General features: G+C 62.5%; 21 protein-coding genes. 12 read left to right on the top strand and 9 right to left on the bottom strand.

What is annotated here, in order from left to right; translation table 11 throughout:
* Nucleotides 1-14 precede the first annotated feature (14 nt).
* The gene (locus ACZ5C7_RS12765) at nt 15-548 is read right to left on the bottom strand and encodes a GNAT family N-acetyltransferase (protein ID WP_464376684.1); all 534 of its coding nucleotides are present in this window, start codon (nt 546-548) and stop codon (nt 15-17) included.
* Between the two features lie 130 nt (nt 549-678).
* Between ACZ5C7_RS12765 and ACZ5C7_RS12760 the strand changes: the two genes are divergently transcribed.
* The 5 genes from ACZ5C7_RS12760 (at nt 679) to ACZ5C7_RS12740 (ending at nt 6,711) form a co-directional block, all read left to right on the top strand.
* Nucleotides 679-1,758, top strand: a complete 1,080-nt coding sequence (locus ACZ5C7_RS12760; protein WP_464376683.1) for a M20 family metallopeptidase — start codon at nt 679-681, stop codon at nt 1,756-1,758.
* A gap of 232 nt (nt 1,759-1,990) precedes the next feature.
* A complete protein-coding gene (locus ACZ5C7_RS12755) occupies nt 1,991-2,821 on the top strand; it encodes an enoyl-CoA hydratase/isomerase family protein (RefSeq protein ID WP_464376682.1) in 831 nt (276 codons plus the stop codon).
* A complete protein-coding gene (locus ACZ5C7_RS12750; RefSeq protein WP_464376681.1) occupies nt 2,818-3,723 on the top strand; it encodes a beta-keto acid cleavage family enzyme in 906 nt (301 codons plus the stop codon). The genes ACZ5C7_RS12755 and ACZ5C7_RS12750 overlap by 4 nt, the downstream gene beginning before the upstream one ends.
* 385 nt (nt 3,724-4,108) lie before the next feature.
* Nucleotides 4,109-4,915 carry an SDR family oxidoreductase gene (locus ACZ5C7_RS12745; RefSeq protein WP_464376680.1) on the top strand — a complete coding sequence of 269 codons (807 nt, stop codon included), beginning with the start codon at nt 4,109-4,111 and terminating at the stop codon, nt 4,913-4,915.
* Nucleotides 4,916-5,238: 323 nt separating this feature from the next.
* The gene (locus tag ACZ5C7_RS12740; RefSeq protein WP_464376679.1) at nt 5,239-6,711 is read left to right on the top strand and encodes an MATE family efflux transporter; all 1,473 of its coding nucleotides are present in this window, start codon (nt 5,239-5,241) and stop codon (nt 6,709-6,711) included.
* A 43-nt stretch (nt 6,712-6,754) separates the two neighbouring features.
* Here ACZ5C7_RS12740 and ACZ5C7_RS12735 read toward each other — a convergent pair whose 3' ends face one another.
* Nucleotides 6,755-8,455, bottom strand: coding sequence for an acyl-CoA carboxylase subunit beta (locus tag ACZ5C7_RS12735; protein WP_464376678.1), 1,701 nt, complete (start codon nt 8,453-8,455; stop codon nt 6,755-6,757).
* 185 nt (nt 8,456-8,640) lie between these two features.
* Between ACZ5C7_RS12735 and ACZ5C7_RS12730 the strand changes: the two genes are divergently transcribed.
* Nucleotides 8,641-9,870 (top strand): acyl-CoA dehydrogenase family protein, encoded by a 1,230-nt coding sequence (locus ACZ5C7_RS12730; protein ID WP_464376677.1) that lies wholly within the window; start codon nt 8,641-8,643, stop codon nt 9,868-9,870.
* A gap of 209 nt (nt 9,871-10,079) precedes the next feature.
* The gene (locus ACZ5C7_RS12725; RefSeq protein WP_464376676.1) at nt 10,080-10,739 is read left to right on the top strand and encodes a DUF7344 domain-containing protein; all 660 of its coding nucleotides are present in this window, start codon (nt 10,080-10,082) and stop codon (nt 10,737-10,739) included.
* Between the two features lie 121 nt (nt 10,740-10,860).
* Here ACZ5C7_RS12725 and ACZ5C7_RS12720 read toward each other — a convergent pair whose 3' ends face one another.
* The 3 genes from ACZ5C7_RS12720 to purB all read right to left on the bottom strand — a co-directional run bounded on the left by ACZ5C7_RS12720 (nt 10,861) and on the right by purB (nt 15,123).
* Nucleotides 10,861-12,513, bottom strand: coding sequence for a class I adenylate-forming enzyme family protein (locus ACZ5C7_RS12720; RefSeq protein WP_464376675.1), 1,653 nt, complete (start codon nt 12,511-12,513; stop codon nt 10,861-10,863).
* 365 nt (nt 12,514-12,878) lie between these two features.
* Nucleotides 12,879-13,613 (bottom strand): class I SAM-dependent methyltransferase, encoded by a 735-nt coding sequence (locus tag ACZ5C7_RS12715; protein WP_464376674.1) that lies wholly within the window; start codon nt 13,611-13,613, stop codon nt 12,879-12,881.
* 124 nt (nt 13,614-13,737) lie between these two features.
* Nucleotides 13,738-15,123, bottom strand: coding sequence for an adenylosuccinate lyase (gene purB / locus ACZ5C7_RS12710; RefSeq protein WP_464376673.1), 1,386 nt, complete (start codon nt 15,121-15,123; stop codon nt 13,738-13,740).
* Between the two features lie 168 nt (nt 15,124-15,291).
* Between purB and purH the strand changes: the two genes are divergently transcribed.
* Complete coding sequence (gene purH, locus ACZ5C7_RS12705; RefSeq protein WP_464376672.1) at nt 15,292-16,929, top strand: bifunctional phosphoribosylaminoimidazolecarboxamide formyltransferase/IMP cyclohydrolase; 1,638 nt, start codon at nt 15,292-15,294, stop codon at nt 16,927-16,929.
* Nucleotides 16,930-17,028: 99 nt separating this feature from the next.
* On the opposite strand, the gene ACZ5C7_RS12700 is transcribed toward purH, so the two are convergent.
* The gene (locus ACZ5C7_RS12700; protein WP_464376671.1) at nt 17,029-17,388 is read right to left on the bottom strand and encodes a hypothetical protein; all 360 of its coding nucleotides are present in this window, start codon (nt 17,386-17,388) and stop codon (nt 17,029-17,031) included.
* A gap of 205 nt (nt 17,389-17,593) precedes the next feature.
* On the opposite strand from ACZ5C7_RS12700, the gene ACZ5C7_RS12695 reads away from it, so the two are divergent.
* Complete coding sequence (locus tag ACZ5C7_RS12695; protein WP_464376670.1) at nt 17,594-18,412, top strand: glycerophosphodiester phosphodiesterase; 819 nt, start codon at nt 17,594-17,596, stop codon at nt 18,410-18,412.
* Between the two features lie 798 nt (nt 18,413-19,210).
* On the opposite strand, the gene ACZ5C7_RS12690 is transcribed toward ACZ5C7_RS12695, so the two are convergent.
* On the bottom strand, nt 19,211-20,071 hold the full coding sequence (locus ACZ5C7_RS12690) for a universal stress protein (RefSeq protein ID WP_464376669.1): 861 nt from the start codon (nt 20,069-20,071) through the stop codon (nt 19,211-19,213).
* A gap of 114 nt (nt 20,072-20,185) precedes the next feature.
* Between ACZ5C7_RS12690 and ACZ5C7_RS12685 the strand changes: the two genes are divergently transcribed.
* Together ACZ5C7_RS12685 and ACZ5C7_RS12680 are read left to right on the top strand one after the other, a co-directional pair.
* The gene (locus tag ACZ5C7_RS12685) at nt 20,186-20,602 is read left to right on the top strand and encodes a hypothetical protein (RefSeq protein ID WP_464376668.1); all 417 of its coding nucleotides are present in this window, start codon (nt 20,186-20,188) and stop codon (nt 20,600-20,602) included.
* Nucleotides 20,603-20,775: 173 nt separating this feature from the next.
* The gene (locus tag ACZ5C7_RS12680; RefSeq protein ID WP_464376667.1) at nt 20,776-21,519 is read left to right on the top strand and encodes an SIMPL domain-containing protein; all 744 of its coding nucleotides are present in this window, start codon (nt 20,776-20,778) and stop codon (nt 21,517-21,519) included.
* 39 nt (nt 21,520-21,558) lie between these two features.
* Here the strand turns inward: ACZ5C7_RS12680 and ACZ5C7_RS12675 are convergent, their stop codons facing one another.
* Nucleotides 21,559-22,095, bottom strand: a complete 537-nt coding sequence (locus tag ACZ5C7_RS12675; RefSeq protein WP_464376666.1) for a hypothetical protein — start codon at nt 22,093-22,095, stop codon at nt 21,559-21,561.
* Between the two features lie 103 nt (nt 22,096-22,198).
* Complete coding sequence (gene carA / locus ACZ5C7_RS12670; protein ID WP_464376665.1) at nt 22,199-23,272, bottom strand: glutamine-hydrolyzing carbamoyl-phosphate synthase small subunit; 1,074 nt, start codon at nt 23,270-23,272, stop codon at nt 22,199-22,201.
* A gap of 98 nt (nt 23,273-23,370) precedes the next feature.
* Between carA and ACZ5C7_RS12665 the strand changes: the two genes are divergently transcribed.
* On the top strand, nt 23,371-23,784 hold the full coding sequence (locus ACZ5C7_RS12665; protein ID WP_283834388.1) for an Lrp/AsnC family transcriptional regulator: 414 nt from the start codon (nt 23,371-23,373) through the stop codon (nt 23,782-23,784).
* Nucleotides 23,785-23,958: the final 174 nt, after the last annotated feature.

Raw genomic sequence — 23,958 nt, 5'->3', positions numbered from 1 at the left:
AGCGAGAACGCTGGTCACGTCTGTCGAGCGTAATAGACGGTGTCGATACCCGGGCCTCGATCGTCCGGGATCTGCTCGACACGCGAAAACGAGAGGGCTTCGAGGACGGCGATGTGCGCGTGATTCGTGTGCCAGGTTTTCGTCGATATCGAGGGTTGCTCGAGAGATTCGGGCACCTCATCGATGAGATACTCGTAGCACTGCGTTGCGATTCCTCGATTTCGATATCGCTCGTCGACTATCAGGATCGAAACGTGGTTCGTCGGGGTGTAGTCCTCGAGCGGGGGCGAGGACGTCATCTCGTGAAACGAACTGAATCCTACGAGGTCGCCGTCGTCGAACGCGCCAACCATCGGACGGGAGAGACACCGGTCGACGTATCCGTCGATATCAGTCTGTCCGCCCTCATCAGCGGATCGTGCGACGCTGGTTCGTTCTGGCCCCGTTAGCGGCGGAACGAACGAGTCGTCAGCCGCTACGAGAAGCCGTCTTATCGTCTTCGTATGCCGTTTTCTGGACTGCGAATCCACGAACCTGATCGAAACCATCGACGAAACTACTCAGCCGAGAGGCATAATCGCCACGATAATGGCGTCAAAAGCGGACGTTTATAGCGACGCGTTCGGAACAGAGATCAAAGGACCGTCGCACCCGCGACGGTGGACTCTCTTCGATCGTATGACTATAGATTGCACGCGATTCCTCGCCGAGGCGGTACAGACGGCATCTCACGAAGACGTGACGGAAATGCGCCAACTCCTCGTAGAGACGCTTCGAGACGCGGGTCACGACCCGACGGTCGACGATCACGGGAACGTTTTGGCGAGCCGTGGGGCGGGAGATGGACCGCACATCGTCTTGAACACGCACATCGATACGGTCGCACCACACGTTCCCTACAGCCGCGATGGTGAGGTCGTCCGCGGTCGTGGGTCCTGCGATGCGAAGGGGCCACTCACCGCGTTGCTCGACGCGTTCCTTGCGGTTCGGCCGACCGCGGGACGGGTAACGCTCGCCATCACGCCCAACGAGGAGACGCTCATGACCGGCGCAAAGGGGCTCCAAGAGACGCTCTCGGCCGACGGCTACATCGTCGGCGAGCCCACAAATCTGGACGTCTGTATCGCGGCGAGAGGCCAGTGCGGGGCGACGATCACGATCGAAGGCGAGAGCGGACACGCAGCGAGTGTGCCCGCAGAACCCAACGCAGTATTCGGATTGGAGAACGTCCTCGAGGCAGTTCGGACGTACGACGAGGACGGCCTGGGTCCGGGTGAGGATCCGGTGCTCGGACGCCCGAAGTTGACCCCGACTGGGCTTGCGGGAGGGGAAGCGACAAACCGAGTTCCCGAGCGGTGTCAGCTCATTGTCGATCGTCGGAACGTCCCCCCGGAAACGAGCGAGTCCTTTCGCGAGGGGCTACGGACTCATTTGGCACGACGAATGCCGGACGAACTCTCGGTCACTGTCGACCTCGTACGACCCGACACGCCGTTCCCGGAGGCCTTCGTGACCGACGAGGAAGACGAACTGGTGCGGACGCTCCAGGCTACGTCCGGTGGGGAGGTCCGCCCGTTCGGTGCCGCAACCGAAGCCGCGTTCTTCGCGTCCGATGCACCGACGGTCGTCTTTGGACCCGGTGTTCTTTCCGACGAGAACGGCGGTGTTGCCCACTCGGAGCGAGAGTACGTCAGATTACCCGACATACGAGCGGCAGCAGATTCGATCGAATCGACGTTGACTGAACTGGTCGACTGATCTCTGTGGAACTGGTCGAGTAATCGCTGCGAGGGGATCCTCGAGTCGAGCGGTCGATCGCCTCGAAAACTGTTAGACACGGAAAAGCCGTTCCTTTGACCCATATTTACGGTATTGCGTGTTAATCTCAACCATATGGTGTCCAACGACGTCTCCAGGCCGACATCCCAGCGAGAGCAGCGTTCAGCCAGCAGTTACCGTCACCGTCGTGGGTTCGTGAAGGTGGTGTGAGATGGACGAACGAGCGTCGCTCTCGAGGGACGGACTCGTGGTCGAGACGAGCGCGGACGACCTCGTCCTCCGAGCGACCATCGACCGACCGGAACGGCGGAACGCGCTCAACGACGAGGTGATCCGCGGACTCGAGGACGCGCTCTCGGCGGCGGATTCGGGGCCGACCCGAGTGGTCGTCATCCGCGGAAGCGACGGCACGTTCTGCTCCGGCGGCGACCTTCGAGAATTTCCGATCGGGCAGGGGACACAGGCCTACCGAGAGAGCTTCGGCGGACTGTCGGGCGTGATCGAGCGGATGCACGAAACCGACGCGCTCACCGTCGCCGCTGTGGAAGGGCACTGTCTGGCCGGCGGACTCGGACTCGCGACCGCCTGCGAGTTCGTTATCGCCAGCGCCGATTCGGAGTTCGGCACGCCGGAGGTCGACGTCGGCCTCTTTCCCGCCCAAGCGATGGCACCCATCACCCGCGCGGCGTCGGAAAAGGCCGCGCTGAAACTGCTCTTTACCGGCGAGCGCGTCGGAGCCGAGGAGGCCCTCGAGATGGGGCTCGTGACGGACGTCGTCGGTCTCGAGGGTACTTCGGACGCTGATCCCGACGCCGACGCATTCGACGAGGCGCTCGAGGATCTCGTCGACACCCTCGCGAGCAACAGTCCCGCGCTGATCTCGATGGGGAAAGAGGCCTACTACGAACAGCGGGAGATGCCCTTCGGCGCGGCGCTTTCGTACCTCAAAGAGATGATCGCCATGATCGCGATGAGCGAGGACACCGAGGAGGGGATCGACGCATTTCTGACCGACCGCGAGCCCGAGTGGCGGGGGCGGTGACCGTGTCGGGAGCGAGTATCTTCGAACGACAGGAATCGACGAAAGGAAACGACCCCGAACGGGTGGTCGTTTCGGCCGCACTCACCGGCGCGCTGACGACTCGAGACCAGTGCGAGGCGATCCCCTACACGCCCGCGGAGATCGCCGAGGAAGCTGCGGCAGCCCGCGATGCTGGCGCGGCCGTCGCACATATCCACGCCCGGACGAACGACGGTGCACCGACGTTCTCGAGCGACACGTACCAAGAGATCCACGACGAAGTTCGCGAGCGGACGGACATCGTGCTCAACTTCTCGACTGGCGCGATCGAAACGCCACTCGAGGATCGACTGGCGTACGTTCGGGAGGTCGAACCCGAAATCGCCGCGCTCAACATGGGCTCGATGAACTACGCGAAGTACTCTCACCGCCGCGAGGAGTACGTCTTCGATATGGTCTTCGAGAACCCGTTTTCGGAGATTAGAGAGCTTCTCTCGGGAATGAACGACTCGGGCGTGACGCCGGAACTCGAGTGTTTCGACATCGGCCACGTCGGGAACACCCGGCCGCTGCTGGCGGAAGGCGTTCTCGAGCGGCCGTTCCACGTCAGCTTCGTGATGGGCGTCCTCGGCGGGATTCCGGCGACGGTCGAGAACCTCGCCCACCAGGTGCGCCAGCTTCCCGACGAGTCCACTTGGCAGGTGATCGGTATCGGGGAGGACCAGTGGCCGCTGGTTTCGGCGGCGCTCGCGATGGGCGGCAACGTCCGCGTCGGCCTCGAGGACAACTTCTACCGCCCGAACGGCGAGATGGCCGAGAGCAGCACCGAACTGGTCGAAGACGCCGTCGAGATGGTCCGACAGGTCGGTCGGGAGCCGGCGACGCCCGACCAAGCTCGCGAGATTCTGGGGGTGGACGGATGAGTCGAGCGACGCGACAGCGCATCAATAACCGACCCGCAGCAGAGTCGACTACCCACCCTGCCGCAGCAGGACCGCCCATCCGGCCCTATACAGCAGGACCGACCATCCGGCGCGGGGTGGGACTGAAAGGGGCTTGCGCTGTGGGCGAATCCGGCCGACGCCCTCGCGAGCGAAGCGAGCGAGGGATCGGCGAGACGCGTCGCGTCTCGCTGAGCAAGCACTGCAGGGAGCGAGTTCGGCGAGCGACCGAAGGGCGAAGCGAGGCCCGGGAGCCGACAGCGCAAGGGGCTTTCGACCTACTCGATGCGGTCTCGAACACGAACGCGAGTTCGATCCGAGAGCTGCACCTAGCACTACCCGAGTCGAATACGACGGGGGGATCTAGATGAGCTTCGAGGAGACCCCGCCGAGTACGGAGATTTTCAGCGACGAGTTGCTCGAGGGCGAGACTGCCCTGATCACGGGCGGCGGCACCGGAATCGGACGGGCGGTCGCGCTCGCGTACGCGGACCACGGCGCGGACGTGGCGATCGCGAGCCGCTCGATGGAGCACCTCGAGCCGGTCGTCGACGAACTCGAGGCTCGAGGGGCAACGGCGTGCGCGACCACGGTCGACGTTCGGGACGCCGAAGATGTCGAGGCGATGCTCGAAACGGTGCTCGAGGAACTGGGGGACTGTTCGATTCTGGTCAACAACGCGGGCGCGAACTTCCTCTCACCTGCACAAGAGCTATCGGCGAACGGCTGGCGGTCCGTCGTCGGAACGATCCTCGACGGGACGGCCAACTGCACCTTCGCCGTCGGCGAACACATGATCGAACGCGGCGGCGGGACCATCGTCTCGATGGGGGCGACGAATTCGGTTCGGGGAGCGCCCTACCATGCCCACTCCGGCGCAGGCAAGGCGGGCGTCCACAATCTGATGCAGACCGTGGCGGCCGAGTGGGCTCGACACGGCATCCGAGCGAACACCGTCGCGCCGGGCGTAATTAGAACTGAAGGTGTGATGGAGGTGATGGGCGAGGCGGTCGCCGACCAGGTCATCGAGGACGACCTCGCCGCGGATCGGCTCGGGACACCCGCCGACTGCGTCCCGATCACGCTTTTTCTCTCGAGTCCCGCGGCGGCCTACGTGACGGGGTCGTTCTTCGCGGTCGACGGCGGGCAGTTACTCGCGCCGACGCCGATGTGAATTCGACGAAATCTGCCTTCTGAGAGTATCGTCCCGAAACGGAGGCTCGAAGCGGAAACTCGAACCGGAGACCGGAACGGCTTCAACAGAAACCGCGACGAGTTGGTAATATTTATCGCGTGTGAACGGCGTCTCACGAAACCCATTTACGGGCTGACTGACTAGTCAGTTACTATGTGGCAACTGACGAATTGGTTCGGGCCGATCGGCTCGGATCGGTCTCCCGAGCGGTTGAATACCCCTCTCAGGTCTCTCTTCGGCAGTGACGGTCGTGCGTCTCAACGGCGAGTCGTCGGTTTCGGAACTCGAGTTTCGGGTGAAGAATGAGCGCGCCGGGCGAGGATCGGTCCGTCGACGTCACGGACGGAGAGCTGTTGAAGCCGATCGTCTTCCTCGCGATTCCGCTCGTCCTCACGCAACTGTTGCAGGTGGCCTACAACGTCGCCGACACGTTCTGGGTCGGGCGCGTCGGCGCGGACGCCGTCGCCGCGATTTCCTTCGCGTTTCCGATCATCTTCCTGGTGATCAGCATCGGCGGCGGCTTTACGGTTGCGGGCACCATCCTGATCGCCCAGCACAAAGGGGCCGAGAACCACGACGAGGTCGACCACGTCGTCGGCCAGACGATGTCGTTCGTGTTGCTCGTCTCGATTATCGCCTCAATCATCGGCTACATCTTCGCGCCACAACTGCTCACCCTGGTGGGCGCTGAAGCCGGAAGCGCGGTCCACGAGATGGCCGTGAGCTACACCCGAACCTGGTTCATCGGGACGGTGACGGTCTTCGCGTTTTTCATGTTTCAGGCGCTGTTGCGCGGCTGGGGCGATACGCGCACGCCGCTGTATCTGATGACCGTCAGCGTCGTCCTCAACGTCGTGCTCGATCCGTTCCTCATCCTCGGATTCGAGGACAACCCGGTCTTCAGCGTGCTCGGGCTGTCCGCCCTCGAGTCGTCGCTGTACTCGATGACCGGCTTCGCTGGCCTCGACGTCCAGGGCGCGGCGATCGCGACGGTGATCAGCCGCGCGGTCGGTGCCGCCATCGGCATCTGGCTGCTGTTTTCCGGCCAGCTCGGCATCCGCCCGACGCTCAAGCAGTTCCGTCTGAAACTCGAGACCGTGCGAACGATCGTCCGACTCGGGATCCCGGCCGGAATCGAACAGAGCACTCGAGCCCTTGGCCTGTCGGTACTGACGGCAATGGTCGCCATCGCCGGCTCTGACGCCGTCGCGGCCTTCGGCGTCGGCAGTCGCGTCTACGCGGTGTTTACCCTCCTCTCGTTGGGTATCGCGCAGGCAACCGAAGTCGTGGTCGGCCAAAACCTCGGCGCGGAACAAAGCGACCGCGCTCGGCGCGGCGTCCTGTTGAACGCCGGGATCATCGGCGGCGCGTTCGCGGCGATGAGCGTCGTCGTCTACGCGTTCGCCCCGGAGATCATCGACGTCTTCCTGGCGGGCGAGGAGGAATCGGGAGAAGTGATCCAGATGGGGGCGGAATTCCTCACGATCGTCGGGCCGACCTTTGCCTTCCTCGGGGTGTTCCAGATCCTGATGGGGGCGTTCCGCGGCAGCGGCAGTACAAAAATTGCGATGGGCTTTTCGATCCTCTCGCTGTGGATCATCCAGATCCCCATCGCGTACGGGCTGATCCAGTGGGCCGGCATCGGCGAAACCGGCGTCTGGATCGCGATGGCCGTCTCGAACGTGGTCAGCGTCCTCATCGCGGGAGTCTGGTTCCTTCGAGGAACCTGGACGGAGGGCGTCGTCGAGAAACCGCCGTCGACCCCCGCAGACTGAGAGCACTGCGTCGGCTGGGAGAGCGGGAGGCGGTGAACGGCACTCAAAACAACACGGTTCCGTGATACCGATCCCGTTCCGTTCGACGCTTTGACCGAAGCGTTCGGAGCCGCGCCGCCAACTGGTCGCGCAGCTCACCCGCCGGCAGTAACTCGTCGACTTGCATCGACGAGGCCTGCGCGCGGATGTCGATGTGCCTGTCGTACTCCTCGCGCATGCTCTCGAGGAACGCCTCGCGATCCTCGTCGTCCAGCTCCTCGAGTTGCTCCGCGAAGAGCGCGTTCACCGCGGCGTCGGGCCCCATCACGGCGATTTCGGCGCTCGGAAGGGCGAGGGTCGCGTCGGGATCGAAGGAGGGACCGGCCATGCCGTAGATTCCCGCACCGTAGGCTTTGCGGGTGATGACGCAGAGTTTCGGCACCTGCGCGTTCGAGGTCGCGTAGATGAACTTCCTGCCCTTCTGGAGGACGCCCTGGCGTTCGACCGCCGAGCCGACCATAAAGCCCGGCGTGTCACAGAGGTAAACCAGCGGGATTCCGAAGGCGTCGCAAGTCCAGACGAACCCCGCTCCCTTCTCCGCGGAATCGGGAAAGATCGCGCCGCTCTTGACGGCGGGCTGGTTGGCGACGAAGCCGACCGGTCGGCCCTCGATCCGCCCGAATCCGGTCACGAGTTCCGGCGCGAACTCGGGTTTGAGTTCGAACCACGAACCCTGATCGACCAGCCGCTCGAGTGCGTCGTGAACGTCGTAGGCCTCGTTGGGCTCCTCGGGGACGACCGTGTCGAGCTCCTCGGAATTCGCCGCCGGAGACGCCGGTTCTCTCGTCGGCAAATCGGCGTCGTGACGCTGGGGAAGATAGCCCAGGAGACCTCGGACGGCGTCGGCGGCCGCGCGCTCGTCCTCGACCACGAGGTCGGCGCTTCCCGACTCCGTGGCGTGAACGCGGGGCCCTCCGAGTTCCTGCATGGTCGTCTCCTCGCCGGTGACGGCCTCGACCACTCGAGGGCTGGCGATCGCCATTCCGCTGATCTCCTCGACCATGAGCAGGTAATCACAGAAGACCGGCGTGTACGCGGAGCCTGCGATGTTCGGGCCGTAGAGCACGCCGATCTGAGGAACCTGACCTGAGTGGATGCACTGGTTGTGGAACATCCGACCGCCGCGGTAGCGATCCATATGCGTGTCGCCGGGCTCCCGGTCGTCGAGGTTCAACCGCGCGCCCGTCGAGTCGATCAGCCGGAGAATCGGTGCGCCGACTTCGACCGCACGTTCGGCGAGTCGAATCTCTTTCTCGACGCCCATCTGGCCGAGCGAGCCTGCTTTGACCGTGTAGTCGTGAGCCGCGAAAAAGATCGTCCGACCGCGAATCGTTCCGACGCCCGTTATCAGCCCGTCTGCGGGTAACTCGCCGTCGGTATCATGGCGGGCGAAGGTCCCATCTTCGTACTCGATTTCGTCGAAGATCAACTCGAGGCGATCTCGAACGAAGCGCTTTCCGAGTTCCTCGAGCTTCTCGTGGCCGCGTTCGGGTCCGCCCGAAAGGATTTCCTCGATATCCTCGCGTAATCGCCGCTCCCGGTCCGTAATTACCGGATCGCCGAACTCGCTATCGCCGTTCCCAGCCGTCACGAGCGCCTCGCCGTCGACGACGAGCTCGACGGACCGTCCCAGGTGCGTCGCCATCGCGCTGGCGATCGCTCGAGCCGACTCCTCGTCGGGCGGCTCCTCGAGGGTGAGTTTCATCGACCCCGCTCCGCGTACGGTGGCCTCTCCGCGCGCTTGCGAGTCCGCCGAATCGACTGAATCATATCTTGTTCATTGTGACCGATTATCAAAATCGTTCGGCCACCAAATTTCGTTCAACTCCGTTCGCGTTTCGTGGTATGTGTAACCATAACGATATAGGATCTGTCTCTGGATGACGACGTATGGACTACACCGAGACCGACGAGCACGAACTCATCAGGGACAGCGTGGGATCGATCGCCGAGGACTACGACCGATCGTACTGGAAGAACTGTATCGACGAAAAACGATTTCCCGAGGAGTACTGGAGCGACCTCGCTCGAGACGGCTGGCTCGGCGTCACCATCCACGAGGAGTACGGCGGGGCCGGGCTGGGTATGCTCGAGATGGCGATGGTCATCGAGGAGCTCTCTCGGGGCGGCGGACAGGGCGGTATCATCTTCGTTCTCACGCCCGTCTTCGGTGGGATCAGCATCCAGCGCCACGGAACTGAGGCCCAGAAGGAAGCGTACCTGCCAGCGATCGCCGAGGGCGAGATGCGCTTTTGCATGGGACTCACCGAAGCCGGCGCGGGGACGAACACGCTGAACATCGACACTCGAGCCGAACGAGTCGGCGACAGTGGGGGCAACGGTGGCGTCGATAGCGGCGACGGCGCCAACAGCGACGACGGTAACGGTCACGAGTTCGTCCTTTCCGGCCAGAAGATGTGGATCAGCGGCGTCGAGAACGCCGACGAAATGTTATTGGTCGCTCGAACGTCGGAGTTCGACTCGAGCAATCCGACCCACGGCGTCTCGCTGTTTCTCGTCCCCGAACCCGCCGAACAAGATGGGATCTCGCTCACGCCGCTGGACGTCGAAGTGCCGTGGTTCGAAACCCAGTACCAGGTCGATATCGACGGCCTTCGCGTGCACGAAGATCGGATCCTCGGCGCGGAAGACGGCGGCCTCTACCTGCTCTGGGATACCTTGAACACCGAGCGGATCGCGGGCGCGGCCAGCGCCATCGGCGGGGGACTCCGTGCGATCGACTTGGCGGTCGACTACGCGAACGAGCGCTCGGTCTTCGGCCAGAAGATCGGCGGCCATCAGGCCATCCAGCACCCGATCGCCGACGCCTACTCGGAGCTCATGTGCGCCCGCGAGATGACCTACAAGGCCGCCTCGAAGTGGGACCAAGACGAGGATGCGGGTGCCGAAGCCAACATGGCGAAACTGCGCGCGAGCGAGGCCGCGACCTACGCCGCCGATCGAGCCATCCAGACCCACGGCGGAAACGGCTTCTCGACGGAGTACGAGGTCTTCGACATTTGGCAGAACTCGAGGCTGCTCCAGACCGTGCCGGTGACTAACGAGATGGTCAAGAACTTCCTGGGAGAGCACACGCTTGGATTGCCACGATCGTATTGATCTCCGCAACTGACCACAAACTGACACATGCTGTGACAGATCCGCCACGAACAGTATTGGCAGAAAGCGGGCGATAGCAGCACACATTTCGTGGTATGTGAAATGGTACTCGATCGTATCTATTTTCCTCCCTACTCGTTCGTTCGTGAGAAATAATACGAATGACATGATAAAGTTTACTTGGGACCCAGCGAGTTTCATTGGCGAGTATGACCCTCCAGTTAGACCGTCCGACGGGCCCTGTCGATACGCCCTCCAGGGGCTCACAGGCTGATACGTCGGCTTCGCTCTCACGGGATGATATCTTTCACCTCCTCCAGACGAGCCGACGACGGGAGACGATTCAGTATCTCCTCGAGAAAAACGGCCCCGTCAAGATGCGCGACGTCGCGGAGTACGTCTCGGCTCGAGAGCACGATACCACCGTCCAGCAGTTGAGTTCGACCCAACGCCAGCGCGTCTACATTCCGCTCTATCAATCGCACCTGCCGAAGCTCGACAAGAAGGGCGTCATCGAGTACGACCAGTCTCGAGGTATCGTTCAACCGGGCGAACACCTCGAACTGTTGCGCCCGTATATCGAGGTGTTGATGGATGACGGTTCCCAACCGGCGCCAAGCGACGATCAATCGGAGAGCGCATTCGTGGTCAGCGCTGCCGCACATTACGCGACCATGGCGACGTTGGCGGTCAGCTTGGCCCTCGTCTCGGCGGCCGAAGTACTCGCGATCTCGGACGCCACCGTCGTCACAGTCATTAGCCTGCTGTTCGTTTCGACGATACTGATCTTGGTCCGCCCGGATCGAATCCTCCCGGACCGACTCACCGAAATCAATTGGCGCAAGCTATCCAGCACCGACGAGCTGTAACCGTCGAAGCTGATCGGAAGCAATCTAACGGCACTAGACGACGATACGCTCGCTAACCGGAGAAATACGCCCGAGACGACGAAACGAATTGGACCCAGAAGTTCGGAGCGTTCGACCCGTTCTATAGTTCGTCCGTCTCCGACTCGAGCGGCTCGTCCAACCGGTCTTCGAGATCTTCCTCGAGTTTGTACCGCTGGACTTTTTGGGTAGCACTTCGCGGGAGTTCATCGACGGTGAAGATCCGCCGCGGGTGAGCGTAGGTCGCGACGTAATCCAGCGAGAACTCCCGCAGCTCTCGCTCCGTCACGTCCGCACCCTCCTCGAGAACGACGTAGCCGACCGGCGCTTCGCCTTTGACCTCGTGTGGCGCGGCGACGACCGCGGCTTCGGCCACGTCGGGGTGTTCGTAGAGCGCGGATTCGACCTCCGCGGGGTAGATGTTCTCTCCGCCAGCGATGATCATGTCGTCGGCGCGGTCGACCATCCAGAAGTAGCCGTCCGCGTCGACGCGGGCAATGTCCTCGGTGTAGAACCAGCCCTCGTCGTCGAGCACCGCCGCGGTCTTTTCCGGTTGGTTGTAGTAGCCCTCGAAGACGTTGTCGCCGCGAATCGCGAGCTCGCCGGTGACCGCCTCCTCGTCGTCGAAGTCGATATCTTCGCTCGGCGTCGGCTCGAGGTCGTCCGGGCCGACGATCGTCTCCCTGGTGTCCGGATCGACGATCTTCAGGTCGATCCCCGGCAATGGCGGGCCGATACAGCCGGCTTCCTTGTGGACGCCGACGGAAGGCTCGAGCGTTCCCGCCGGAGCGGTCTCGGTCATCCCCCACCCCTCGAGGACGGGCGTCTCCCAGGCCTCCTCGATGGTCCGCCGAACGTCCTCCGCGAGCGGTGCCGCCGCGCAGGTGACGTCCTCAAGCGAGGAGAGATCGTACTGCTCGGGGTTCTCCCGGTACTCGCGGAACATCATGGTGTACATCGCCGGAACGCCGGCGAATTTGGTGATCTGATGTTCGTCGATGGCAGTTAACATGTTCTCGGGCTCGGGTTTGGGTTGGAGGACGATCTTCGCGCCCGAGTAGACGAACGAGCCGAGCAGGGCGTTGAGCCCGTAGATGTGAAAGAGCGGGAGGACGAGCAACAGCGAGTCCTCGGGGCCGACGGCCAACCCGCCCTTGCTGTAGCTCCCGATCGTCGACAGCAGGTTTCGATGCGAGAGCATCACGCCCTTCGGTTGGCCCGTCGTTCCGCTGGTGTAGGGCTGGGCGGCGACATCGCCGTACTCGCGTTCGACCTGCTCGAACTCGTCGTCCGCCTCCATCAGCGCGTGCGAGTAGTTGATGATCCCGCGTTCCTCGTCTTCGACGCCGGAGAGAAACAGCGTCTCGATACCCGCCGCGGCCGCCAGTTCCTGGGCCTCGTCCGCGAGGAACGCCGACGCGATTACCACGTCGGCACCCGCGTCGTTGAGCACGTACGCTAACGTTTCGGGATCCATTCGCAGATTGAGCGGCGTCGCGACCGCACCGGCTTTGATCGTCCCGAAGTACGCCGCCGGGAACTGGTTCGTGTTCGGAATGAACAGTCCGACCCTGTCGCCGGGTTCGACACCGTGGTCGACCAGCACGTTCGCAACCTTGTTCGACTCGGCCTCGAGTTCGTTGTAGGACTGCTCCGTGCCCATGAACGAAAACGCCGTCTTGTCACCGTACCGGTCCGCCGACATCGTCGGGAGCGTCCCCATGTGTTCGACCCGCTCCCCGTGATGGTACATCATGGCTTGTGAGACAGTTCCACACAATTGTTAATAAACGTACGTACAACTCGAGTGAACTCGTCTCGAGTGAAAACGACGGAGTCGGTACGGAACGGAATTCAGTGCGTCGGAAATCCGTCCCATTTCGGCGCTTCGTCGATCGGATTTCTCGAGACGATTGGTGTGCTGATCCCAGGAAATCGTCCTCGATCGTACTCCGAGTGGTTCACGTCAAACGGGAGTACGCCGATTATCTGATAAAGAGGACAGCCGACACGTCGAGGCGGCGCTCTCCGTGCTCATCGCTTCATTCGGTGGGCTCGAAGTAAGCCACGAACGCCGAGTCCTCGTTCGCTGCCCCGAAGCGTGGTTCCGCCAACGTATAATCACAGTTTCCGCGCCTCGAAAATCAGCACCGCCGGCAGCTCACTCATTAACTCCGGCGTAAACTCGCCCCACGGTCCCGATTCGTAATCCTCAGGATCTGCCGTTCCGGGCTCGCGCATTCGTTCAACAACGAACCCTGCGTCGACGAGCGCATTGTGAATACCACTCACCGTGTGGCGACAGACGATCTGATCGGCGTCCATCCCGTCGTGGGAGGTCACGTCTCGGCCGGTGTCGAAGTAACTCTCCGTGACCTCGTGTGAGCCGCCGTCTGTGACGTCGTACACTGGATGGGGCATCGAGAAGACGAAACGACCGTCCGATCGTAGCACTCGATAGGTCTCCTCGAAGCACGCGGCCAGATCCTCGACCCACTGGAAAACCCAAGAATTGAACGCGATATCGTAGCTCTCGTCGGCGAACGCACGCAGGTCTGTGACGCTTCCCTGCAGGAACTCGATGTCGACATCGTGTTCGTCAGCGAGCGTTCGGGCGTAAGCCAGCTGTTTCTCGGAGAGATCGAGCCCGGTCAACGTTCCGCCACGCCGTGCAAGCGCGACCGTACACTGGCCGCCGCCACAGCCGAGTTCGAGAATATCGGCTCCTTCGACGTCCGTAAGTAGATCGAGGTCACCGTATCCGAGTCCCGTCCAGTCGACTCCGACGTCCATGTCGATCTCCTTCTGAAAATCCTCGGCGGTTGCGTCCCACCACTTCTTGACTTCTTTCGTCATAGGTTTTAATCGTCGGATATTTGTTAAATGTCTTTCAGTGGTGTGTGTTCACAGCACATACCAACTCGGAAAACAGTCGTCCACTGCTCCACACCGTCCGATGCTCTCGAGGGATGCGTCTCGATCACTCGAGATCGTCGACCAGATCGCCAGCGACGCCGGTGTACCCCGCCGGCGTGAGCGCGTGCAGCTCCTCTCTCACGTTCTCGTCCACGTCGAGTTCGTCGAACATCTCCTGGAAGTCCTCGAGCGAGACGTCTTTGCCGCGGGTGACCGCCTTGACGCGCTCGTAGGCGTCTTCCTGCCCCTCACGGCGGAGAATCGTCTGGACCGCCTCGCCGATGATCTCGGGGGTGGACTCGAGTTCCTCGCGCATAACGTGCTCGTTGGGGACGACCTTCTCCAAGCCGGCGGCGGTCTTCTTGTAGCCGATGAGACAGTGTCCGAACGCCGCACCCATGTTCCGTTTGACCGTCGAATCGGAGAGGTCCCGCTGGAGCCTCGAGGTCGTGACGTAGTCGGCGAGGAAGGTCAGATCCGAGTTCGCCTTCGAGAGGTTTCCTTCGCTGTTCTCGAAGTCGATCGGGTTGACCTTGTGAGGCATCGTCGAGGAGCCCGTCTCGCCCTCGACGGTCTTCTGCCCGAGGTAGCGATCGGAGACGTAGAGCCACATGTCCAGATCGAGGTCGAGGAGCACGTCGTTGACGCCGCGGAAGGCGTCGAACAGCGCCGCGAGATCGTCGCAGGGGTTGACCTGCGTCGTGAGCGGTTCGAACTCGAGGCCGAGTTCGGTGACGAACTCCTCGGCGAATGCCTGCCAGTCTACCTCCGGGTACGCCGCGACGTGTGCGGCGTAGGTACCGCTCGCACCGCCGAGCTTGCCCCGAAGACCGTCGGTGGCTTCCCGAACGCGAGCCGTCGTTCGGCCGAGGCGAGCCGCGTAGACGGCCAGTTCCTTGCCGAACGTCGTCGGCGTCGCAGGCTGTCCGTGCGTGCGTGCCAGCATCGGCAGGTCGCGGTGCTCGCGAGCCATCTCTGCGAGCGTGTCCTGCAGATCGTACAGCTCGCCCAACAGCACGTCCTCGACGGCGTCCCGAACGAGCAGGCGGTGGGCGAGGTTGTTCACGTCCTCGCTCGTGAGCCCGAAGTGGATCCAAGCCGAGGCGTCGCTGTCCTCTGGCAGCTTGTGACGGATGAAGTACTCCACGGCTTTGACGTCGTGATTCGTCGCTTCGAACTCCTCGTAGCCCTCGGTCTCGAGGGTCTTGATTAACCTCGCGTCCTCCTCGGCGAAGTGGTTGTAGAGGCCGCCGAGCCGGGTCCGCTCGTCGGTGTCTATCTCGAGTGGCGTCGCGTTGCAGTCGGCGAGCGCGGTCAGGTATTCCACTTCGACTCGGACGCGGGCGCGCATGAGCGCGGCTTCGCTCGCGTACGGCGACAACGGGGCGGTGCGACCGCCGTACCGTCCGTCGAGCGGAGAGACGGCGTAGAGCGCGTGTGTGTCGGTCATACACGGGAATCCTCCAGCACGGTCCAAAAGCGTGTCGAAACGAGAGGCCACAAGCGTGCATACCATCTCGAGTAGAGGGGCGAAAGTTGTCCGGTACTGTTCACGTTCGTGAACATCTCCCCGTTCGAGACCGCAACCACTTTCCCGTTTGCGAGCACGGGTTCGAGTATGACCCGAATCGCCGGGATGGCCGGCAACCGTGGACGGAACCTGCTGAACATCGCCGAACGCGCACCGGGCGGCGCGGAACTTGCCGTCGTCCTCACCAACAACGAGGACGCGCCGATCCTCGAATCGGCGGCCGACCGCGGAATCCCCACCGAGGTCGTCCCGCTCGAGGAGGGCACGAGCCGAACCGAACACGAGGAAGCCGTCCTCGAGGCGCTTTCAGACTACGAGTTCGACCTCGTCTGTCTGGACGGCTACATGCGGATTCTCACCGACACGTTCCTCGAGGTCTCACCCACCACGCTGAACGTTCACCCCTCGTTGCTGCCGTCGTTCCCCGGCATGGACGCCTGGGGCGACGCCCTCGAGGCCGGTGTCTCGACGACCGGCTGTACGGTCCACGTCGTCACCGACGCGACCGACGACGACGGGAACGTCCTCGAGAACGAGGTCGACGGGGGTCCGATCGTAACTCAGGAGCCGATCCCGGTCTACGAGGGCGACGACGAGGACTCGCTCGCGGACCGCATCCGCTCCGAGGGCGAGTTCCGGGCGTACCCGCGTGCGGTAAAATGGTTCGCCGACGGCACGGTCACGGTCGACGAGGACGCAGAGACCGTCTCCGTCGAAGCCGACGTTGCCAGCACCGACGCCGAGGACCACGACGGGCTTCCCGGACGGAGACTCGTCTCGAACGACCGGCTCGAGACGCTTCGCTACGGGGAAAATCCGCACCAGGATGCGGCGGTGTACACCGACTACACCTGCGACGAAGCCTCGGTGGTCCACGCCGAGCAGTTGAACGAGGGTGCAAAGGCGCTGTCGTACAACAACTACAACGACGCCGACGGCGCGCTCAACCTAATCAAGGAGTTCGACGAGCCCGCCGCAGCGGTCATCAAGCACACGAACCCGGCGGGCTGTGCGACCGCCGACTCGCTCGTCGACGCCTACGAGAACGCGCTCTCGACGGACCCGATGAGCGCGTTCGGCGGTGTCGTTGCACTCAACCGCGAGTGTGACGCCGAGACAGCCCAGCAAGTGATCGACTCGTTCAAAGAAGTCGTCGTCGCGCCCGGCTACAGCGAGGACGCGCTCGAGATCCTCTTCGAGAAGGACAATCTGCGCGTGTTAGACGTTGGAGAACTCGGCGACCGAACTGAGCGGTTTACCGAAAAACCCCTCGTCGGCGGCCGACTCGTCCAGGAACGAGATCTGCAGTCGGTTGCCGTCGACGACCTCGAGGTCGTCACCGAACGCGAGCCCACCGACGAGGAACTCGAGTCGATGGTGTTCGGCTGGCAGACGTTGAAACACGTCAAATCCAACGGCATCCTGTTCACGAAGGGAACCGAAACCGTCGGCGTCGGGATGGGACAGGTCTCTCGAGTCGACGCCGTTCGACTCGCGGCGATGAAAGCCGACGAGCACGCCGAGGGCACGGACGCCAAGGGTGCCGTGATGGCTTCGGACGCCTTCTTCCCGTTCCCGGACGGGATCGAGGAAGCTGCCGAGGCAGGCATCGAAGCCGTCGTCCAGCCGGGCGGCTCGGTCAACGACGAAGACGTGATCGAGGCCGCCGACGAACACGGTATCGCGATGGCGTTTACCGGTCAACGGTCGTTCAGACACGACTAAGAACGGCGAACGACACGTCGAGATCGGCTTTTTAGCGTCGCAGACGGCTGCTGTCGCCTCGAGCGACTGTAATCATCGCGATACGCGAGCCGTCGCGAGTTACCGAGACGCCGTATCGAAGCGCTCGGAAAGGATCCGGACTCCGCGAACGAGAACGAGACTGAGAAGGTAATAAAATCCGAGCAACGCGGCGAACACGGCAATCTGTTCGAGGATCGGGATCGAAAACAGCACGCTGAGTCGCAGCGGTTCGAAAACGACCGCCCTGATCGCCGTCACCGGAACGTAGACGAACAGTCGGAACAGGAACTCGAGTTCGTCGAGAACCGTCGTCGGGAGGCCGAAGGGCTGTCGAAAGGAGAGGACGGCGAGAACGGTCGGAACGGAAACGAACAGGACGAACACGGAAACGACGGGACGGTCGCGTACCCGATCCGAGAGATGCTCGAGTCGGCTCATGCCCGCTGATTGGATCGCTGACACCAAATCGATTCCGCTCCGAGGGGTCGGTGCTGAACGGCAGTGTGACGAGAGGGGCCGCTGCTGATCGGATAACCGCCCATACGATACCCTACGGAAACTCCATCCGTTAAGCACGATCCCTTCTTACTGGGTCTGAAAACGGTCTCGAGTATTCAAATAGGAACGGTCCGTACGTTCGAGTATGACTCCCCGCTTTTCGCGGCTGCGCTCTCGACGGCGATTTCTCGCCGGCCTCGGAGCGGGTGTCACGGCAGTCTCGGCGTGGGGGTTGTCGCCGCTCATCACCTCGGGCGAGGTCCCGCGGGATCGACCGCTGATCGTCGGTCACCGAGGTGCGGAGGGACTCGCGCCGCCGAACACGCGAGCAAGCGTTCGGCGGGCCCTCGAGGTCGGCGTCGACGGAGTCGAACTCGACATCCGAGAGACCGCCGACGGCGAACTGCTCTTGTTTCACGATCCCGTCCTCGACTGGGACTCCTCGGGAACGGGATGGGTTCAAAACACCGACTGGGACGATATCCGCGGTTCCGAGATCGACGGCGAACCGCTCATCAGGCTCTCAGAGGCGCTCGAGGTGATGACCGACGCCGACCGAGAACCGTCACTGTACGCGGAACTCAAGGAAGGTGGATACACCGATCAGGTGCTCGAAACGGTCGCCGACTACGGCCTCCTCGATCGGTTGACGGTTATTTCGTTTTCCGCTGAGGCGATCGAGCCTGCACAGGAAGCCGGGATTCCGACCGGGCTGGTCGGATCGGCTCCGACGCCGTGGCTGACCGACGACGCGGCCGCGGCCGGAGCCGATATCGCCTTCGCACACTACGCGCCACACGCCCTCCCGAGGTTCGTCAGAGACACTCGGGAAGAAGGACTCACCGCGGGCGTCTGGAAGCTCATCGATACGGAACAGACGATTCGCGACGCCATCGAAGCGGGCGCAGATATCGTCGTGACCAACTACCCCGACAAAGCCCTCGAGATACTCGAGCACCATTGATCTAGTGTTGCAGAACCGGATAGAGAGATGGTAGTGCGAGCCCGGACATTGACATCCTCCCCGCCCTGAAGGGCGAGGATTCCCGTGTGGGGCATCGGACCGTTCCCAAGCCCCCGAGGGCAACTTCCTCCCACGAAGGGAGTACCGGGTTTGTGCGCTCCACGTCAGGGCGGTGAGCGCGTGGTGACGCTGACTCGTTGCGAGTCGCCCTGCTTGTGGCGCTCCCTGCGCCCAGTCCCAAACGGACTGTGCGAACGCGAGGATTCACGCCCCTCGTTTCGAGGAGCGTGACACGGGTCGTGCCATCGACCGTACTCCGCCACACCGCTTCGTGGCGAAGTGCAACCGCGAACGGGGCGTGTTTTGGTTAAGTCGTCACCCCCTCCCGTACACGAGCATTACTGCCCGTCCCAGCGGGGCTACGGGTTCTGTGAGGACGGCGAACGAATCCCAACCACGTACTCCCCACCTCGTTGTGAACCAGGGTGGTGGGCGTGGAACCGTCCGTGTCGGCGGGAAGCGACCCCGAGTCTTCCGGTTGATACTTTACGCGATTGGCTTGCTACTATGTTCGATGCCGGGATACTTGATAATGTCGGTTGTGTAGGGTTTGTCGGATTCATCCCCGCGCTAAAGCACGGGGCTTTCTCCTTGATTTTCCGTAACCTTGACACCCTCCCCGCCGTGAACGGCGAGGCTGTCTCCTTGAATCTCCGTAACACGAAACAGATCGGAAACCAGTAGCGCCCGAAACTGCACTCGCGGCGGTAGCCCCCGGACGGTACGTCTCCTCTATCGTCAGACCAATCGGTCCCGAAGCCGTCTCCAGAGCGTTTCCGGGACGCCCTGTCGACGCTTCACCATGATAACCGCGCTGTCGGCTTCTCGCCCGATTTCTTCCGGAACGTTGCCGACGAGCACCCGCCGAAGGACGCCGCTTTCGGCCGCTCCGATGACGATGAGGTCGTGGTCGCCCGCCCGCTCCGTGATCGTCTCGACCACCGGTCCCTCGAGCACCGTTTCGGAAACGGAATCGACCGCGCCGAGTTCGCTCGAGGTTCGAGTCAACAGGTCACGGCCCGCATCGACGGACTCCTCGTCCCGTTCCGAAACGACGTGGACGAGTTCGACGCTCGCGCCGTTCGCTCGAGCGAGGGTCCCTGCAACAGTCGCAGCGTCGGTCGTGTTCGGCCCGCCGGCGACGGGGACTAGAATCGAATCGACCGATGTCCGATCTCGATCGATTCGTTTGACGTACACGTCACACGGCGCGTTCGCGAGAACTTCGTCGATGTAACTGCCGAGGACGACGTCGCGGCGGCGAGGGCGACCGCGCCAGCCGAGCAAGACCGCGTCGACGTCCTGCGATTCGGCGACGTCGATGACCCCGCCGGCGACGTCGCGGCCGAATCGGACTCGTCCCGTCACCGGAACGTCCGCCTCTCGGGCGATGTCGACCGCGTACTGGACGATATCCTCGTGCGATTCGACGTCGAGTTCGTCCCGGGCTTGCTCGAGCGTGAGCTGCATCGGCACGTCGACCACGTTGAGGACGAGAATCTCGAGGTCTCGATCTCGAGCGATGTCGATAGCGGTCGTGAGCAATCGATCCGCGGTCTCCGGGTTCGCGACGGGCACGAGAAGGCGATTGGTCGACATACTCAACTCTCCGTGAGAGTGATACGCCCGTCGGCATAAGTGTCCCGTCGAACGACCCGCTCACAGGCATGGCACAAATGTAACATATTTATGGTTTCGGGAGAGTTCTTTCACATGCGTCGCCCTCTCCGCTACCTTCTCGCATTGTGTATCGCCAGCGGGGTCACCGTTGGTATTGCCATCGAGCACGACTCGATATCCCTCCTCTTCGGAACATTCGTTACGTACACTATGACCGTCGCACTCTGGCTCCGATATCCGTCACTGTTGGGGCTGAGAGGAACTCGAGAAGACGGATTCAATATCGCCACTGGTGTGGTTGCAGGAGGGACATCATTCGGAGTCCTGACCCTTTCCCAAGGGGTCGGGGAAACGCTTCATCTGGGCGCGGGAGTGCTGGGATTCGGTCTGATCTGGTTCGGCGTGATCTGCGGGATCTGGATGGTCGATAACGGTGAGATAACGCTCCAATCATCCGACACCGAACGACCGAATTCGGACGCCGACGGTCCTACTAATCGAACCGAATAGCGTGTCCGTCACGGCGGCCGAGCCACCGCGACGATCACCGGCTATAGAGCCTACGGAAGCGAGCCTGCGCTACCGAGTGCCACACTACAAAGTCCGCTTCTGTATTTGGAGAACGTTCAAACGCCCGTTTTAGCTTGGGAAGGTACTTTTTGTCAGTCCCTCGAGTGAACACCATGGATAGACGACAACTCCTCGCGGCGACGGCCGTCGGCGTTACCGTAACCACAGCAGGGTGCCTAGACGGAATCGTCAGCGGCGATAGCGGTGACAACGGCGAATCGACCGGAGCGGCGAACTCGAGCGAGAACGAGATCGAAGTCCGAGCGAGCGGCGAAGTCGAGACCGAACCGGACGAGGCCGTCGCGAGCATCGGCATCGAAGCGGCCGGCGAGAGCGCCGGCGAGGTGAACGACGAACTTGCGGAGCGCTCCGAGACCCTTCGGGAGGCGTTCGAGGAGCTCGACATCCCGGACGACAACATCGAATCGGGACGGTACAACATTCGAGAGGAGCACAACGGAACTGGCTACGAAGGGAGCCACACGTTCCGACTCGAGATCGACGACGTCGACCGCGTCGGCGAAATCATCGACGAATCGGTCGCGGCCGGTGCCGACGATATCGGTCGGGTGAACTTCGGCCTGAGCGACGAACGCCGCGCGGAGATGCGCGACGACGCGATCGATCACGCCCTCGAGAACGCGGACGACGAAGCCGACCACATCGCCGACAACCGCGGGGTCGAGATTACCGGGACGAAATCGGTTTCGACGAGCAACGTTGACGTCGTCCCCGTCCAGTACGATGCGACCACGGAGGTTGCCGAAGCCGACGACGCCGCAGCGCCGAGCACCGACATCGATTCCGGACCGGTCAGTGTGAGCGCGAGCGCGACGGTCGTCTACTCGTTCGAGTGAGCCGACGCGTACTGTCTACCGCTGGAGCCCGACCGCAACTCAGCCGTTCGCCTGATCGACGAATTCGTCATAAAACGCCGCCGAAAGGTGCTCGCGTTCCCACTCCTGTCTGCGCTCGTCCGCGAGGGCGAACGCCCAGACCGTGAGGACGACCAGACACGCGCCGAGACCGGGCACGGCGACGATCACCGTCGTGATCAGCGGCTCGAAGACGAACAGCCCAATAAAGCGGTCGATGAGCCCGCTGATATCCGGTCCGAACAGCGCCCATCGACCGAGAAACGGGGCGACGATGACGATTGCAAGCGGATAGGCGAGCGTGTTCAGAACCGGACCGCCGTAACCGCGGACGAACGCGATCGAGAAATACGTCCAGACGGCGATCGACCCCGCGATACCCCCGACGCGCTGTTCCGTGATGTTCGTCTCGAGAGCGACTACCGATAGGTCGCCGTAGACGGCCCACACGCCGCCGAAGTAGCCGAGCCAGAAGACGACGAGCGCTCCGACCACGGTAAGTGCGTGCTGGAGACGGGTCTGGGTGGTAAAGCTCGCCAATCCGAGCGGCCGGTTCATTACTCGAGATGAAGGACGAACGACTGTTGAAGGTTGCGAGTTCGACGCTTTCGAAATCCTTGTGGAAAACAGCTTAGTGAAGCTCAGTCGTCAAAAGACTCGATCAGTCGTCGGCTGGAACTGCTCGAGGGGACGGCTCGCCCATCGCGAGGACGTCGTCGAAGAAGTCGAAGGTGTCCTGCGGGCCGGGGTTGGCTTCGGGGTGGTACTGACGGGTGAGTACGTCGTACTCGATGCCGTCGAGGCCCTCCGGCGTGTCGTCGTTGACGTTGATCTGTGAAACTTCGAGGTGGTCGCCGGGTTCGGCGACGGTGTAGCCGTGATTCTGGGTCGTCATCACGACTTGACTGGACTCGAGGTCGAGAACGGGCTGGTTGACGCCGCGGTGGCCGAAGTCCATCTTTTCGGTTGCGCCGCCGAGCGCGCGAGCGACGACCTGCTGACCGAGGCAGATACCCGCGACGGGCGTGTCTTCGACGAACTCCTCGACGAGCGTGACCGCCTGTTCGTAGTTCGCCGGGTCGCCGGGGCCGTTCGAGATGAACAGGATGTCGGGATCGATTTCCGCGACCGCCTCGACCGACGAATCGTGGGGTAGGACGTGAACCGTCGCGTTGCGTTCGACTAGCGAGGAGACGATCGATCCCTTCGCGCCGCAGTCGACGAGCGCGACCGTCTCGCCGTCGTTATCCTCGCCGCGGACGACGGGCTCGGCGACGCTAACTTGCTCGCCGATTTCGGTGTGGTCGCTCATGCCCTTGCAGGCCTCGAGCTCCTCGAGCGCGTCTTCGGGGGTGACATCCTCGCCGACGGCGATTCCGCACTTCATCGCACCGCCGTCTCGGATGTCGGTGACGACCTCTCGCGTGTCGAGATGGTCGACCGCAGGGACGCCTTCTTCTTCGAGCCACGCCGAAACGTCTTCGGTGAGCTCTCGTGCCAGAACCGCTCGCGGGTGAACGCGATCGGACTCGAAGCGTTCCTCTCGGACGCCGTAGTTACCGATCAGCGGGTACGAAAAGGTCAGGACCTGTTCCTCGTAAGAGGGGTCGGTGAGACTCTCTTCGTATCCCGTGTATGCTGTCGTGAAAACCAATTCCCCACGAGCTGTTCCCGAAGCGCGACCACGCCCCTCGAGAACGTGGCCACCCTCCAATGCTACGTAGGCAGCTGTCATTACGAACTACGTATTTGTGCGACCATCATAAGTGTTGTCTTCGAAGCTGAGTTACGAAATTCGTAATCGGTAAGTGCTCGCCGGTCGAAGGGAAACCAATGGACGAGTTGGACCGGCAGATCCTGAACGTCCTCCGGTGGGACGCCCGGACGCCGTACACCGAAATCGCGGACGAGGTGGGCACCAGCGAGGGAACGGTGCGAAACCGCGTCGAGCGAATGATGGACGAGGAGATCATCGAGCGGTTTACGATTTCGACGCGGACCGGGAACGTCAAGGCGATGATCGAGGTCAGCGTTGCGGTCGACGTCGACACGGCGAACGTCTCCGATCGGATGGCCGAGTGGGAGGAAGTCGACTTTGTCTGGCAGGTCTCGGGCGAACAGGATATCGTCCTGGTCGTCGATGCGGCCGATACTCGAGGCGTCAACGAACTCATTACGAACGCGCGCGAGCAGGACGAAGTCGTGAGCACGAAGACGCGACTCATTCTCGACGAAGAATTAGGGTAACGGCGAACTGAGCCGCCCTACCGATAACTGACAGTAACTGGCACTCATACGGATTACTGTAACGATTTACCGGCGGTGAGTCGAACCGTGTGAGACGAGCCTCGGTGGAGGAGCGGAGCGTCCACCGGCGTAACCGCGTCCAGTCCTGCGGTTGCGCCGGAAATGACTTACAGT

The sequence above is a fragment of the Halostagnicola alkaliphila genome (assembly GCF_055379965.1).
The sequence above is the reverse complement of the archived record's forward strand: the minus strand, read 5'-3'. Positions and strand labels throughout refer to the sequence as shown.

Excerpts from the sequence above, each read along its gene's own strand:
- ACZ5C7_RS12765 (WP_464376684.1), bottom strand. The coding sequence starts at position 548 with ATGGTTTCGATCAGGTTCGTGGATTCGCAGTCCAGAAAACGGCATACG.
- ACZ5C7_RS12760 (WP_464376683.1), top strand. The coding sequence starts at position 679 with ATGACTATAGATTGCACGCGATTCCTCGCCGAGGCGGTACAGACGGCA.
- ACZ5C7_RS12755 (WP_464376682.1), top strand. The coding sequence starts at position 1,991 with ATGGACGAACGAGCGTCGCTCTCGAGGGACGGACTCGTGGTCGAGACG.
- ACZ5C7_RS12745 (WP_464376680.1), top strand. The coding sequence starts at position 4,109 with ATGAGCTTCGAGGAGACCCCGCCGAGTACGGAGATTTTCAGCGACGAG.
- ACZ5C7_RS12740 (WP_464376679.1), top strand. The coding sequence starts at position 5,239 with ATGAGCGCGCCGGGCGAGGATCGGTCCGTCGACGTCACGGACGGAGAG.
- ACZ5C7_RS12735 (WP_464376678.1), bottom strand. The coding sequence starts at position 8,455 with ATGAAACTCACCCTCGAGGAGCCGCCCGACGAGGAGTCGGCTCGAGCG.
- ACZ5C7_RS12730 (WP_464376677.1), top strand. The coding sequence starts at position 8,641 with ATGGACTACACCGAGACCGACGAGCACGAACTCATCAGGGACAGCGTG.
- ACZ5C7_RS12725 (WP_464376676.1), top strand. The coding sequence starts at position 10,080 with ATGACCCTCCAGTTAGACCGTCCGACGGGCCCTGTCGATACGCCCTCC.
- ACZ5C7_RS12720 (WP_464376675.1), bottom strand. The coding sequence starts at position 12,513 with ATGATGTACCATCACGGGGAGCGGGTCGAACACATGGGGACGCTCCCG.
- ACZ5C7_RS12715 (WP_464376674.1), bottom strand. The coding sequence starts at position 13,613 with ATGACGAAAGAAGTCAAGAAGTGGTGGGACGCAACCGCCGAGGATTTT.
- purB (WP_464376673.1), bottom strand. The coding sequence starts at position 15,123 with ATGACCGACACACACGCGCTCTACGCCGTCTCTCCGCTCGACGGACGG.
- purH (WP_464376672.1), top strand. The coding sequence starts at position 15,292 with ATGACCCGAATCGCCGGGATGGCCGGCAACCGTGGACGGAACCTGCTG.
- ACZ5C7_RS12700 (WP_464376671.1), bottom strand. The coding sequence starts at position 17,388 with ATGAGCCGACTCGAGCATCTCTCGGATCGGGTACGCGACCGTCCCGTC.
- ACZ5C7_RS12695 (WP_464376670.1), top strand. The coding sequence starts at position 17,594 with ATGACTCCCCGCTTTTCGCGGCTGCGCTCTCGACGGCGATTTCTCGCC.
- ACZ5C7_RS12690 (WP_464376669.1), bottom strand. The coding sequence starts at position 20,071 with ATGTCGACCAATCGCCTTCTCGTGCCCGTCGCGAACCCGGAGACCGCG.
- ACZ5C7_RS12685 (WP_464376668.1), top strand. The coding sequence starts at position 20,186 with ATGCGTCGCCCTCTCCGCTACCTTCTCGCATTGTGTATCGCCAGCGGG.
- ACZ5C7_RS12680 (WP_464376667.1), top strand. The coding sequence starts at position 20,776 with ATGGATAGACGACAACTCCTCGCGGCGACGGCCGTCGGCGTTACCGTA.
- ACZ5C7_RS12675 (WP_464376666.1), bottom strand. The coding sequence starts at position 22,095 with ATGAACCGGCCGCTCGGATTGGCGAGCTTTACCACCCAGACCCGTCTC.
- carA (WP_464376665.1), bottom strand. The coding sequence starts at position 23,272 with ATGACAGCTGCCTACGTAGCATTGGAGGGTGGCCACGTTCTCGAGGGG.
- ACZ5C7_RS12665 (WP_283834388.1), top strand. The coding sequence starts at position 23,371 with ATGGACGAGTTGGACCGGCAGATCCTGAACGTCCTCCGGTGGGACGCC.